The sequence below is a fragment of the Selenomonas sp. KH1T6 genome (assembly GCF_900108415.1).
GTDB classification, from domain to species: domain Bacteria; phylum Bacillota; class Negativicutes; order Selenomonadales; family Selenomonadaceae; genus Selenomonas_B; species Selenomonas_B ruminantium_A.
On sequence record NZ_FNWN01000020.1, the window covers coordinates 1 to 14,095 of the forward strand.

Consider the following 14,095-nt stretch of genomic DNA (forward strand, 5'->3'; position numbering starts at 1 on the left):
AATTCTTCTGTATAGTTTTGAAAGAGCAATCTTTCAACTGAATATCTGGTGGCGATGCCTGAATGGATCCACCTGTTCCCATTCCGAACACAGTAGTTAAGCATTCAGAGGCCGAAAGTACTTGCCTGGAGACGGGCTGGGAGGATAGGAAGCTGCCAGTTAAGCGAAGGATACCTAGTAATGGGTATCCTCTTTGTTTTATGCTAACTTAAATAGCTATATTTACCTCCACCGCTTGCGGGGGAGGTGGCAGCCGAAGGCTGACGGAAGGGGGAAAGCAAGGCTACTCTTTTGCCCCTTCCACCACCTTCGGTGGTCCCCCTCCCCCGTTTCACGGTGGAGGTCATTTTTCAAGGAAGGTTACTTCGACAATGTCAAGCCATACCCATGCCCCTCACTTACTGGCGAGTGAAAATTTTAGTGTCAGGTGATTGCCGAGTTGCAGGCTGAGGGAAGCAGTAACCTCACTTACTGGCGAGAGAAAAAAATCCATGTCAAAGCATTGACAGGTAGGGGCAAACCCTCTATAATAATTACCTGTGAGTGACGTACTACCTGATTCAGTTTAGATCTACCAGCTTTCCTAGATGCTCACATGGTTCACTAGCTCAGTTGGTAGAGCACCTGACTTTTAATCAGGTTGTCCCGGGTTCGACCCCCGGGTGAGCCACCAAATATGGCCCGGTAGTTTAGTTGGTTAGAACGCCGCCCTGTCACGGCGGAGGTCAGGGGTTCAAGTCCCCTTCGGGTCGCCATTATGCCTCGGTAGCTCAGTTGGTAGAGCAGGGGACTGAAAATCCCCGTGTCAGTGGTTCGATTCCGCTCTGAGGCACCACTTTTTAAAGATAATCCGCTTAGGCGGATTTTTTTTATTATGAAAACCCAAGAATTCAAGTCCGAAGGACGCAGATTGATTGGCTGTTTTCGTTTAAGGGCGGAGCGACACGAAGTTAGTCCCTTTAGGGATGCAAAACTTTGTTTTGCACGAAGTTTGTATGTGTATTTATTTAGGAAAGCAGAGGTAAGGCAAGAGTGGAAGCATTGTTATCTTCTTTTGGGGTGGTGTTCCTGGCCGAGATGGGGGATAAGACCCAGCTTTTGGTGATGGCCTTTGCGGCTAAGTATCACTGGCGACCTGTACTTGGGGGAATGTTTTTGGGCATACTGGCTGTTCATTCCCTGGCGGTGGCAGCTGGGAATGTGGTGGGCAGTTACCTGAGCCCGGAGCTGATGCAGGGGGTGGCAGGAGCAGCTTTCCTCTTATTTGGCTTCTGGACTCTGCGGGCTGAGGATGAGGATGAAGAAGCTCACGACTCTGTGCACAGCCCCCTATGGACCGTGGCAGCAGCTTTCTTTGTGGGGGAGATGGGGGACAAGACCCAGTTTGCCGCTATGACCATGGCGGCGGCCTATCCCAGCTGGCAGATGGTACTTCTGGGGGCTGTGCTGGGCATGGTGCTGGCTGATCTCATGGGGGTTATCTGTGGGGCTATTCTCCATAAGAAGCTTCCTGCCAAGAAGTTGCAGATTCTGTCTGGCGGCATCTTCCTTTTCTTTGGTGCAGCAACCCTGTTTCAGTTAGCATGGACAACCTTTTGAAATTTTAATCGAATTTTAATTTACTTTTTTGAAAAAATGCACGATAATATAAATGTAAGGAGAATGTTATCTTAATCAACTATTTGAAATGGGGTTGAAAAGGATGAAGAAGTTCAGGCATATCTTTGGCATGATGAGTATGATGGCGCTGATGCTGGTGATGTTGACAGCTTCGGCTTTTGCTGCAACTAACTGGGATAGTGCTGTAGTGACGGCAGAGGGGACTGGCGTAGCTCCTGCCAATGCCTACAACTCTGTACAAGCCCGCATGCTGGCCCGCAGGGCAGCTATCGTGGATGCTTATCGCCAGTTGGCTGAGCAAATCAAAGGCGTCAATGTGGATGCTGATACCACGGTGGAAAACATGATGGTCACCAGCGATGTGGTACGCACTCATGTGAGTGCCCTGGTGCAGGGTGCCCGCATTGTGGAGGAGAAGACTCTGTCTGAGGGCGGCTACAGCGTAACCCTGCAGGTTCCTATGTTTGGCGTTTCCAACTCACTGGCCAGCGCAGTGATCGAGCGTCCCCAGGCGAAGGTGGCCTTCCCCGATGTGGTGGGGGGGGTAGAGCCTTCTGTGCCCCGTCCTGCCACTGACTATGGTTATCCTTCCCTGCCGTCCACGACTGCACCTTCTACCCAGCCCATTTATGGCCAAGGCAGTTCTGCTTCTGCCGCTCCTTCCGGCCGCGCCATTGGCGGCTATACGGGGCTGATTGTTGACTGCCGTGGTTTGGGGCTGAAGCCCGTCATGAGCCCGGTGATCAAGAACGCTGAGGGCACTCCCATCTATGGTTACAAGAATCTCGATTATGATAAGGTCATTTCCAATGGCATGGCTGGCTATACTACTGATATTGCCAGGGCTTCCCGTGCTGGCAGCAATCCGTTGGTTGTGCGTGCAGTGAGCCTTGATAACCACAATGGCAATCCTGTCCTTTCCGTGGCAGATGCCAATCGCGTTCTCATTGAGAACGGTGCCACCGGCTTCCTTGATACTGCCAGCGTTGTCTTCCTGCGCTGAGTTTATTTCACTAAATATGAGAGCATCCTGCGGGGTGCTCTTTTTGTGTTGAGGATAATTTTCTCTCAGGTCTTGCGAAGTTGACTGACGTTTAGTACAATATTGATACAACAAGAGAGAATAAGAACTCCCTTACTTCTAAATGAGCGATTAGAAACTATAGAACAGGAGCGTGCAAGCATGTTTTTGGAAGAACGTCAGGAAATCATACTGCAGATGCTGGCTCAGGATGGCAAGGTCCGGGTCAGGGAACTCAGCGAGAAATTCAAGGTCACTGAGGATTGTATCCGCAAAGACCTTGGCTCCCTTGAGAAGCAGGGCAAGCTGAAGCGCACCTACGGCGGCGCTGTGCGTCTGCGCGAGAACAGCCACATGGTGGAGGTGAGCAAGCACCGCCACACAGATGTAGAGGCCAAGCAGCGCATTGCCCAGGCGGCTGTGCGTCTGATTCATGAGCATGATATGGTGTTCCTGGACATTTCCACCAGCAATCTGGCTATTGCAGAGCTTCTGGTGAAGTCCGAGCGTGATATCACCGTGGTCACCAATATGATTGACATTCTGGTGGTACTGGCCCGCAATCCCAAGATTCGCGTGGTGTTCGCCGGCGGCAAGATCAACAAGAGCCGCGATGGCTTCTGGGGTGGCATGACTCTGGATTTCATCTCCCGCCTGAAGCCGGATATTGCCTTTGTGGGCGCCGTAGGGGTGGATGTGAAGGAGAACAGCGTTTCCACTTACGATATTGACGACGGCATCAACAAGGCCGCCATCATCCGTCACAGCAAGAAGGCTTATGTGGTGGCAGAGGCCCGCAAGCTCTCCACTGATGGCAATTACAACTACACCACCTTGGACACCCTCTCAGGCCTGATAACTGACTCTCTGCCGGATAAGGATATTCAGGAGGCTGCTGATTCCTATGGCGTGGAGATTATCCTGCCGTGAAAATACCAGCTTTCTTAAGCTGGAGGGAATTTCATAGCGTTACTATGAAGGGACTGAAGGTATTTTTCTTTTACCTGGCAGTCCTTTCCCTTTTTCGGCTTATCTTTATGGCAGGGCTTCATGAATATTTGGGAGAAGACTCAGGAATCAGTGATATTTATGTGGCTCTTTTGCGTGGCACAAGGCTCAGCATGCAGACGGCAGGGGGGCTGACTTTGGTCAGTCTGGTGCCTGCTCTCGCTGCCCATTATCTCCTGCCCTTTTGGAAGAAGGCAGAGTGGGGGCTGTGGCTCTCTCTGAACGGCCTGTTGCTTACGGCCCTGTCCATTCTCTTTGTGGCGGTGTTCCCCTATTACCGCCTGTTCCACGCCAACTACAATCAGATGGTCTTCAACGGGGTCAATGATGATATAGAGGCCCTGTTCTGGACCTTCGTGCAGCAGTATAATCTGCCCGTGCGGCTGACAGGGGCGCTGCTGCTGGCCTATGCCCTCTACCGTGTCTTGAAGTGGCTGCTGGAGACCAGGGAAGAACTGATTCAGCCGCAAGGCTGGCCCCTGCCTCTGCGGTATCTTCTGCGGACGGCTTATTTGGGGCTGTTGTATTTGGTGAGTCTCTTGGGCATCTTTGGCGGCAGCCTGGGGTGGCAGACGGCAGTGGACTGGGAAAACGCCGGTGTCACCAAGGATGAGTTTTTGAACGAAGCCATCCTGGACAGCCCTCAGGCCATCTATCGGGCTTATGAGTTGAATCGCAGGATGCTGGCCTGCAACGGACTGAACTTCACTACGGAGGATATCCGCCTGCTGGCGGCGTATATTTCGGGGCGGCCTGCAGATTCTGACAATCTGGACGACTATTTGCATAGAAAAGCTCAAGGCGCAACGGTGGCCAAACCACGGCAGGTGTTCGTCATTCTGTCCGAGAGCCTGGCCAACTGGCCCTTGCTGCCGGAGTATGACTATCTGCCCGTTGCCCCGGATTTGCGGGCTTTGATGAAGCAGGAGGACGCGGACTACTGCCCTGCTTTCCTGCCCAATGGTGCCAGCACCGTTTCGGCAGTGACGGGGGTGGTGACAGGCTTTGCTGATGCCAATCTCTACCTCACCACCATGCCAGAGTCTTTTGCTGATCCTTATCCCACGGCGGCGGCGCCTCAGATGGAGAAAATGGGCTACGAGACAAATTTCTGGTATGCAGGCCCTGCCACTTGGGAGAGAATTGGTGCCTTTACCAAGGCCCAGGGGTTCAGCCATTTTTACAGCCGGGGGGATTTCGGTGAAGTACCCGGCAGCGTTTGGGGCTGTGAGGACGAGTGCCTTTATGCCAAGGTGCTGGAGGGAGTGGCCAGCGACAAGCCCTCCTTCCATGTGATTCTCAACGCTTCCAACCATTCCCCTTACGATGTGGATGTGGAGGCCAAGGGCTTTCCCAAGGAAAAGGTGAGAGAGGCCCTGCCGGAGAATCTGAGTCAGGATGAGGAGCTTTTGCGGGAGCTGGGCCACTATTGGTACGCTCAGCGTGAATTGGCAAAGTTTGTCAAAGAGGTAAAAGAGAAATTCCCGGACAGCCTTTTCATCATCGTGGGTGACCACGGGGACAGATACAATCTGGAAAAACAGCCAAAGACATACGAGCGTTATGGGATTCCTTTCATTGTGGTGGGCAAAGGAATACACAAGGGCACCCTGTTGAAGGATTCCGCAGGCAGCCAGATAGACATCATGCCCACTATCTATGAATTGATTGCCCCAGGGGGCTTTGAGTATATGGCGTTAGGTTCAAGTCTCACTACCACCAATAACAGGGGAGTGAATTACGGCTTCTTCATAACCAGAAACGCCATCGGCAAAGCTGATACCGTGCCTTTGGTGCCAGAGCCGCTGGTGGATAGCCAGCCACAGATAGACGACCAGGCCATGCAGGATTACTGCAACGCCATCAGGGCGATATCTTGGTACAGGCCGAAATATGGGGCAATACTTGACGAGGAAAAATTAAAGGACAGATAAAAAATAGCTTTCGCACGTTTGGTAATGTGCGAAAGCTATTTTTTAGATTTCAAATATATCCTTGACAGGAATTTCCAAGTCACTATACAGGCTTATCTTCAAGCTCAGCTGTTGCTGGGCTTTTTCGTCTTCGTCCATGTAGCTCCATTCTTCCTCGGTGAAGTTGTGGTAGACGTTGTCGAGTTCGTACTTGCCGTCTTTGAGGAGGTATGTTTCGATTGACTCGTCTTTGGGGTTGATAATCCAGTATTCCCTAACACCGAATCTTTCGTAAGTCTGCTTTTTGATGGCGATGTCGCGCTTGCGGGTGCTGGTGGATAGGACTTCCACTACGAAGTCAGGGGCACCCTTGATACCGCGATGGGTAATTTTGTTTGGGTCGCAGACCACAATCAGATCGGGGATAAAGTAGTTGTCTTCATCGAAATCAACGCCGATTTCGGTGAACAGCTTGCAACGTTTGCCTTTGAGAAAGTTGAAGATGATAGCAGAAAGGTTTCTTTGTATGGCGATGTGTTTGGTATTGGCAGGACTCATATCATAGACAGTACCGTTTATGAGTTCGCTTTTCTGGTAATCCGCTAAGGCTCGCATTTTAGTCACCTCTTAACTTCTTTGAGTGAAACTGTCAGAATTATCCTTGCCTATATCATATCCTAATTGAATATATCCAGTCAAGGTGCCTGTATTGGCGGTGCGGGGGGCATATCGGTCATGTCCTCTGTCAGCTTTCTCTGTCCCAGCATGGTGGTGAGATTATCCCTGTTATAGGCGTAGCTGCGGCTGGCGAAGTCCTGGTAGGGTTCGTAGCGGTCGGAGGGGGCGTTCAGGAGGCCGCTGACGGTGTCGTAGAGCATGTCATTGGTGAAATATTCATTCTGGTGTTCCCTGAGGGCCTGGGTGCGGCCCGGCAGGGCCTGCTGGTAGGCGGGGGAGAGGTAGATGAACATGGGGATGCGCACCATGTCGAAGCTGAACACATCCGGGTTGTGGGAAATCTCCAGATTTTCCCCGTGGTCGGAGAAGTAGACCATGGCCTGCAGGTTCAGGTTCTTCTGGGCATAGGCGAAGACCTGGGAAAGGATGTGGTCAGTGTAGAGGATGCTGTTGGCATAGGACTCAGTGGAAGTCACGGTGGACTGACCTTCTGCGGTCTGGAATTTGCTGAAGGCAGAAGGATAGCGGTTGTTGTAGTAGATATGGCTGCCCATGACATGGAGCACCACGAAATTGTTCTTGGTGGGGTCCAGCTGGGAAAGGTACGGCAGCAGCGCCTCATCGTACTTGTCCGTGAAGGTGTAGGAGTCATCTGTCCATTCGGCATGGTCGGCAGTCTTGGCCACCAAAGTGATGGCGCTGTCGTACTGACCGTAGCGGCCCTGATTGCTGAACCACCAGGTTTCATAGCCAGCCTTTTTAGCTACGTCGATGATGGAAGCAGAATTGAAGAACTCCTTGCCGTTGTACTGGCTCTGCTCTGTGAGGGCCCGCTGCAATACGGGCACCGTCTGGGACCAGGAGGCGTAGACATTGCGGAAGAGCAGGAAATTGTCATTCTCTGCCATGGAGGAAAGCCAGGGGGTGTCTTCGTAGGGGAAGGCGGGGGTGTAGGCTTTCATATAGTTGCGGGAGGCAGATTCGCCGATGACGAAAATCACGGTGCCGGGGGCTTTGGCAGCCAGGGTCATGCTCTGGTCGATGGAAAGGCTGTTCAGCCTTTCGTCATGGCCCAGCCCGTATTCCTGGGTCTGCTTCACATAGGTGTCCACATCAAACCAGAGGCTGGCGATGGAGGATTGGGGCAGGTAGATGGACAGAACCCACATGGCACCGATCACCAAAAAGGCCAATGCCCCCATGCGGCCTGCGGTGGTATCATCCTCCAGTTCCCTTGCCAGCCGCAGATGGCATTTGTAGCAGAAGTAAAGAAAGGCAAAGAGGGCGGCGAGGATGGCGAGAGCCGGCAGCACGCCGATATTGGACTGGATATAGTCCAGGCTCTCATGGTAGTTGGTGAGATAGAGGGCCATCAGGGAAGCGGGGGACAGGCAGTGCCAGACTGTGCAGTAGTAGATATACTGAATCAGGGGCACCACGATGCCCACGAAATTCAGCAGGGACATGAAAACGGCAATGGTCTTGTGCCAGCCCAGCCGGAAAAGAGAACTCTCCAGGGAGGTCAGCAGGACAAAGAGGGCGGTGCCAATCAGGAAGTCGAAGCAGATCATGGACATATACCAGCCCTGATTGTAAGTCCAGGTGTAGAGCAGGGGGAAAGCCGAGCACCATAAGAGCCCTGTCAATAGATTGGGCAGGGCGGCTTTGGAGAACAGGGGAATGCGGCTGCCGTACTGCATCAGAATCAGGACGGCTATGACGGGAATCAGTATGGGCATAAAATATTGGGCGCCCATATCCTGGCCAATGTCGATGTAGAAGGCGATGAGGCAGAGGAAATAGGCTCCGGCGGCCAGGGACCAGCGGATGAAATTGTCCTGGCCGGTGGTGGTAATCTGCATAATATATCTTCCTTTTTGTAGAGTTATTTTCATAGGAAATAATCCAGATTTTATTGTACTGTAAAAGTGTGAGAAGTCAAGCCATAGAAGCTGATTCAGGCAGCTGGGGCAGGGATTTTTGGTAACATTGGGCATTGCTATCCGGGGCGTTCTCTGCTACAATATATTCCTGTTGAGATTTGTTAGAAACACAATATATAGTGAAAGGTAGGGAGACGGGACACGCATATAGTATGGGGCAGGGAGGCCCTGTGCTGATGGGGCGTGCCCTTCGCAGCAGCATGAACCTAAAGACAGTGACCAAGCGTTCCGGGCTTATCGTTGATTATGACAGGTCAAAGATTCGCAATGCCATTGCCGGTGCCAACAGGGATTCTGTCCAGCAGATGAGCGAAAAAGATATCGACGCTGTGACGGAGCAGGTAGAGCGCGTCGTAGCGGACCTCGATTCCATCGGTGTGGAGGAAATCCAGGACGTGGTGGAGCAGGAACTCATGAAGTTCGACTTCTATGAGGTAGCCAAGAAGTATATCACCTACCGCCAGAAGCATACTGAGCGCCGCAAGGCTCAGAAACACCTGATGGAAAGCTATCGGGATATTTTCTTTGCCGATGCGGTGGATTCTGATTTGAAGCGCGACAACGCCAACATCAATACCGACGCTTCCATGGGCATCATGCTGAAGCTGGGTGCCGAGGGTGCCAAGCACTTTGTGGACAACTATGTGCTGGATGAGGAGTTCCGCGAGGCAGACAAGGAGAACTGGATTCATATCCATGACAAGGACTTTTCCCTTATTACCTTCAACTGCTGCCAGATTGACCTGCTGAAGCTCTTCAAGGGGGGCTTCTCCACGGGTCACGGCTTCCTGCGTGAGCCCAACTCCATCCGTGCCTATGCAAGCCTTGCCTGCATTGCCATCCAGAGCAACCAGAACGATATGTTCGGCGGACAGAGCATCAACTGCTTTGACTTTGCCATGGCAGAGGGCGTGAAGAAGTCCTTCCGCAAGGCCCTGCTGGATGAGGCCTATCGTGCCCTGCGCTACCGTTGCGGTCTGGTGGGCAGGGAGACGGAGAAGGAGTTCAAGCGGCTGCTGAAGGAGAAGCTGGACTTTGAAGTTTGCTCTTATGAGGAGAGCCGGGAGGCCAATGCTGCCCATTACGATGCAGCTTTGAATGAGCTGGGGCGTGCTCTCAATGAGACTGTATCTGCCATGGTGAGCCTGCCTGCCGGGGAGCTTGATGTGGAAGTCATCTATCAGTTGTCCTGCGAGGATGTGGTGGAGGAGACCCATCAGGCCATGGAGGCGCTGATCCACAACTTCAACACCCTGCACAGCCGTGCTGGTGCCCAGGTGCCCTTCTCCTCTATCAACTACGGTATGGATACCACCCCTGAGGGCCGTCTGGTGACCCGGGAGGTGCTGAACGCCATCTGGGCGGGGCTGGGCAACGGGGAGACCCCGATTTTCCCCATTTCCGTGTTCCAGCTCAAGGCCGGGGTGAACTATAACCCCGATGACCGCAACTACGACCTCTTCATGAAGGCCTGCAAGGTCAGCGCCAAGCGCCTGTTCCCAAACTTCGTGAATCTTGACGCACCCTACAACCTCCAGTATTACAAGGAGGGGGACTATAACTCTTATGTGGCAACCATGGGCTGCCGCACCCGGGTCATGAGCAACGTCAATGGCCCGGAGGAGTCCGGCAGCCGCGGCAACTTTGCCTTTACCACCATCAACCTGCCCAAGATGGCGCTGGAAGCCAAGGGTGATATGGAGAAGTTCTGGGAGCTTCTGGACAAGTACATCCAGGTCAGCCATGATTACCTGCTGGCCCGCCTCAGCGTCATTCAGCAGAAGCATGTCTATAACTACCCCTTCCTCATGGGGCAGGGGGTCTGGATGGGCAGTGAGAACCTGCGCCCTGAGGACAGCATCAAGGAAGTGCTGAAGCACGCCTCCTATTCTATTGGCTTCTGCGGTCTGGCTGAGTGCCTGGTGGCCCTTACAGGCAACCACCACGGCGAAAGTGCCGCAGCTCAGGAACTGGGGCTGAAAATCGTGGGACACATCAGGGAGAAGACTGATGCGTACAGCAAGGCAGAGCACATGAACTGGACCTGCTTCGGTACCCCTGCCGAGTCCACTGCTGGACAGTTCCAGCGTTCCAACCGCAAGAACTATGGCGTCATCAAGGGAGTTACTGACAGGCCCTATATGACCAACTCCAGCCATGTGCCGGTGTACTATCCCATCAAGGCTATCGACAAGATCAAGATTGAGGCGCCCTACCATGCCCTGGAGAATGCAGGCCATATCGCCTACATTGAAATGGACGGCGACCCCACCAAGAATGTCAAGGCTTTCGAGGCTGTGGTGCGGGCCATGCACGACAATGATATGGGATATTTCTCTATCAACCACCCTGTTGACCGTGACCCTGTCTGCGGCTATACGGGGATTATTGAAAATGAGTGTCCCCATTGCCATCGCAAGGAAGTGGAGACAGGCAGCTTTACCATCAAGCGTATGAAAAAGTAAGAAAAAATACAGTAAACAACGCCTACGACATAGGCAGCGAGACCTGGAACCGGGTAAAGTGACATCAGAAGCACAGGCAGGTAACTGAACAGAGAACAAGCCGCCTTTCCAAAGAGGAGAGGCGGCTTTTGACATTTGTCCTTTCCTTGACACCAGCCGCCCATTTGCTACAATTGAAGCAAAGCGAATGTTCCACCGTGGCAGGAGGGAGTGAGGGACATGGCAGAAGAAATCAGGAAGCTGCCCATTGGGGTGCAGAGTTTTGAGGTTATGCGCCAGGAGCAGTTCCTGTATGTGGACAAGACCCGTTATATCTATGAGCTGGCCCATACCGGGCGGCAATATTTCCTCAGTCGTCCCCGGCGCTTTGGCAAGAGCTTGTTTCTTTCTACTTTGAAAGCATATTGGCAGGGCAGGAAGGAGCTCTTTGAAGGGCTGGAGATTGTAGAGCTGGAGAAGGACAGCGAGGGGGCTTTTGAGCCGTATCCTGTGTTCTACTTTGACTTCAACGGGCAGAATTATCAGGCGGCGGCTTTGGAAGATGTGCTGGATAAGATGCTTGGCCGTTGGGAAGAGCAATACGACTGCAAAGGGCAGGGGACGCTCAGCGGACGATTCGAGGATCTCTTGCTTGCCGCCAGGGAAAAGACCGGCAAGAAATGCGTGGTGCTGGTAGACGAATATGACAAGCCCTTATTAGAAGTTTTAGAGAACAACGAACTGGAGGAGCATAACAAGGCAGTCTTCAAAGGCTTCTTCGGCACATTGAAAAGCTATGATGAATATCTGCGGTTCGTCTTTATCACCGGTGTCACCAAGTTCAGCAAGGTCAGCATCTTCAGTGATTTGAACCAATTGAACGATATTTCCCTCAGCGCAGAGTATGCGGGCATCTGTGGCATTACTGAGGTGGAGATGGAGGAAAATTTTGCGCTGGAGATAGAGGGCATGGCGGGGAAACTGGGGATTGCCAGGGAAGAATGCCTGGTTGAGCTTAGGAAAATGTACGATGGCTACCGTTTCCACCCTGATGCCACAGGGGTATACAATCCCTTCAGCCTGCTCAAGGCTTTTTGGGGGAAGGAACTCGGGTACTACTGGTTCGGTACGGGCACCCCTACATTCCTTGTACGCAGGATGAGAGATATGCACTTCGATGTGCGGCAGCTTGAGACGGGGGCGATTCACGCCACCGTGGGTGCTCTCAGCGACTATCGGGCAGAGAACCCGGACATTGTACCGCTACTTTACCAGACCGGTTATCTTACCCTTTTTGGCTACGACGCCCGCAGAAGGCGCTATACATTGGGCTTTCCAAATGAGGAAGTCAAATACGGCTTCCTGGAAAGCCTGCTGCCTGTCTACACTCCGGCAGCTGTCCCGGGACGGGGGACGGATTTTTTTGCCTTGGATGACAGTCTGGAGGCGGGGGATGCCGAAAGAGTGGGAGAAATCCTCACAGCCCTTTTTGCCAGTATCCCCTACACCACAGATGATGCGCCTTTTGAGCACTATTTCCAGTCGGTGCTCTATATAGTCTTCACTCTCCTGGGCCAGCATACCCACTGCGAAGTCCACAGTAGCCGGGGGCGGGCGGACTGCATATTGGAGACGGATAGGTTTGTTTACATCTTTGAATTCAAAGTGGACAAGAGCGCCAAGGAGGCACTAGCGCAGATAGAGGAAAAGGGCTATGCCGCGCCCTACGGGGCAGACAAGCGGCAGCTTTTCAAGATTGGCGTGAACTTCGACTCGGAGAGCAGAAGCCTCTCGGAGTGGCTGGTGGGATAATGCTTGCATGGTAGGAAGGAGTGAGGGGCATGGCAGAAGAAATCAGGAAGCTGCCCATCGGGGTGCAGAGTTTTGAGAAAATGAGAGAGGGCGGTTTCATCTATGTGGACAAGACCCGCTATGTGCATGAGCTGGTCATGTATAGTGGCCAGTATTTCCTCAGCCGTCCCCGGCGCTTTGGCAAGAGTCTGTTTCTTTCCACTTTGAAAGCCTACTGGGAGGGCAGGAAGGAACTCTTTGAAGGGCTGGAGATTGCGGAACTGGAGAAGGGACAGGAGGGGGCCTTTGAGCCTTATCCTGTGTTCTACTTCGATTTCAACGGGCAGAATTATCAGGCTAGGGCTTTGGAGGATGTGCTTGATAGCATGTTGTCGGATTGGGAGAGGGTATATGGCTGCGAGAAAAAGGGGGCGCCTAGCGACAGGTTCAAGATTCTTCTGAAGGCCGCCAGGGAAAAGACCGGCAAGAAGTGCGTGGTGCTGGTGGATGAGTATGACAAGCCATTGCTTGAGGTGTTGGAAAATGATTCACTGGAGGAACACAACAAGGCAGTCTTCAAGGGCTTCTTCGGTACTTTGAAAACCTATGATGAATATCTCCAGTTTGTCTTTATCACTGGCGTCACCAAGTTCAGCAAGGTCAGCATCTTCAGCGATTTGAACCAGTTGAACGATATTTCCCTCAGCGAGAAGTATGCAGGCATCTGTGGCATAACGGAGGCTGAAATGGAAAATAATTTTATGCCGGAGATAGAAAGCATGTCAGGGAAGCTGAGTGTTTCTAAGGAAGAGTGTCTGGTCCGGCTCAGGAAAATGTATGACGGCTACCATTTCCACCCTGAGAAACAGGGGGTATACAATCCTTTCAGCCTGATTAAGGCTTTTTTCGAGAATGAATTGGGATTTTACTGGTTTGCCACGGGCACACCAACTTTTTTGGTGCGGCGACTGAAGAATATGCACTTTGATGTGCGGCAGCTGGCCGATCAGGAGCTCTATGCTGAGGCCTGTGACATCACTGATTATAGGGCGGATAATCCGGATATAGTACCCCTCCTGTATCAGACGGGATATCTCACCATTGTGGGGGCTGACAGCGCAGTAGGGCCATATATTTTGGGGTTCCCAAATGAAGAGGTGAAATTGGGCTTTTTGAAGAGCCTGTTCCCCGAATATGCGCCTGAGGCCGTCAGAGGCAGCGGCAAAGATGTCCTGGCCCTGCGCCGCCGTGTCCTGCAGGGGGATACAGAGGGCATGTGTGATGTCTTCACCGCTCTCTTTGCCAGCATTCCCTACACTACCAAAGACGCTCCTTTCGAGCATTATTTCCAGACGGTTGTCTATCTTGTCTTCACCCTGCTGGGCCAGTACGTCCACGCTGAAGTCCACAGCAGCAGGGGGCGGGCGGACTGTGTGCTGGAGACGGATAGGTTTGTTTACATCTTTGAATTCAAAGTGGACAAGAGCGCCAAGGAGGCACTAGCGCAGATAGAGGAAAAGGGCTATGCCGCGCCCTACGGGGCAGACAAGCGGCAGCTTTTCAAGATTGGCGTGAGTTTCGACTCGGCGAGCAGAAGCCTCTCGGAGTGGCTGGTGGGATGAGGTTGGCATTGAGTTTGGGCGAGGGCTGGAAACAGCCCTATTTTTTTTGCCTGCG

9 protein-coding genes, 3 tRNA genes and 1 rRNA gene are annotated in these 14,095 nt (G+C 52.6%); 11 read left to right on the plus strand and 2 right to left on the minus strand.

From position 1 onward, the window contains the following. The first annotated feature begins 44 nt into the window (after positions 1 to 44). The 8 genes from rrf (at position 45) to BLW59_RS11515 (ending at position 5,583) form a co-directional block, all read left to right on the plus strand. Positions 45 to 161: ribosomal RNA gene (gene rrf, locus BLW59_RS11480) — 5S ribosomal RNA — on the plus strand. A gap of 436 nt (positions 162 to 597) precedes the next feature. Beyond that, positions 598 to 673, plus strand: a tRNA-Lys gene (locus tag BLW59_RS11485). A 5-nt stretch (positions 674 to 678) separates the two neighbouring features. Beyond that, positions 679 to 755: transfer RNA gene (locus BLW59_RS11490), tRNA-Asp, on the plus strand. A gap of 4 nt (positions 756 to 759) precedes the next feature. Continuing rightward, positions 760 to 835, plus strand: a tRNA-Phe gene (locus tag BLW59_RS11495). A gap of 197 nt (positions 836 to 1,032) precedes the next feature. Then, the gene (locus BLW59_RS11500) at positions 1,033 to 1,599 is read left to right on the plus strand and encodes a TMEM165/GDT1 family protein (protein WP_074697903.1); all 567 of its coding nucleotides are present in this window, start codon (positions 1,033 to 1,035) and stop codon (positions 1,597 to 1,599) included. Positions 1,600 to 1,702: 103 nt separating this feature from the next. Then, entirely contained in the window at positions 1,703 to 2,623 is a 921-nt protein-coding gene (locus tag BLW59_RS11505; protein WP_074697929.1) for an LPP20 family lipoprotein, read from the plus strand. Positions 2,624 to 2,803: 180 nt separating this feature from the next. Then, the gene (locus BLW59_RS11510; protein WP_029546056.1) at positions 2,804 to 3,571 is read left to right on the plus strand and encodes a DeoR/GlpR family DNA-binding transcription regulator; all 768 of its coding nucleotides are present in this window, start codon (positions 2,804 to 2,806) and stop codon (positions 3,569 to 3,571) included. A gap of 44 nt (positions 3,572 to 3,615) precedes the next feature. Further along, entirely contained in the window at positions 3,616 to 5,583 is a 1,968-nt protein-coding gene (locus BLW59_RS11515) for an LTA synthase family protein (protein WP_081348508.1), read from the plus strand. Positions 5,584 to 5,625: 42 nt separating this feature from the next. Here BLW59_RS11515 and BLW59_RS11520 read toward each other — a convergent pair whose 3' ends face one another. Next, positions 5,626 to 6,177, minus strand: a complete 552-nt coding sequence (locus BLW59_RS11520) for a Uma2 family endonuclease (protein ID WP_037377083.1) — start codon at positions 6,175 to 6,177, stop codon at positions 5,626 to 5,628. An 80-nt stretch (positions 6,178 to 6,257) separates the two neighbouring features. Then, a complete protein-coding gene (locus tag BLW59_RS11525; protein WP_074697905.1) occupies positions 6,258 to 8,102 on the minus strand; it encodes a phosphoethanolamine transferase in 1,845 nt (614 codons plus the stop codon). A gap of 281 nt (positions 8,103 to 8,383) precedes the next feature. Here BLW59_RS11525 and BLW59_RS11530 point away from each other — a divergent pair, with 281 nt between their 5' ends. From BLW59_RS11530 to BLW59_RS11540, 3 genes are all read left to right on the plus strand, one after another. Then, positions 8,384 to 10,648 carry an anaerobic ribonucleoside triphosphate reductase gene (locus tag BLW59_RS11530; protein WP_074697930.1) on the plus strand — a complete coding sequence of 755 codons (2,265 nt, stop codon included), beginning with the start codon at positions 8,384 to 8,386 and terminating at the stop codon, positions 10,646 to 10,648. Positions 10,649 to 10,867: 219 nt separating this feature from the next. Further along, positions 10,868 to 12,439, plus strand: coding sequence for an ATP-binding protein (locus tag BLW59_RS11535; RefSeq protein WP_074697906.1), 1,572 nt, complete (start codon positions 10,868 to 10,870; stop codon positions 12,437 to 12,439). 29 nt (positions 12,440 to 12,468) lie between these two features. Continuing rightward, on the plus strand, positions 12,469 to 14,040 hold the full coding sequence (locus BLW59_RS11540) for an ATP-binding protein (RefSeq protein ID WP_074697907.1): 1,572 nt from the start codon (positions 12,469 to 12,471) through the stop codon (positions 14,038 to 14,040). The last annotated feature ends 55 nt before the right edge of the window (positions 14,041 to 14,095 follow it).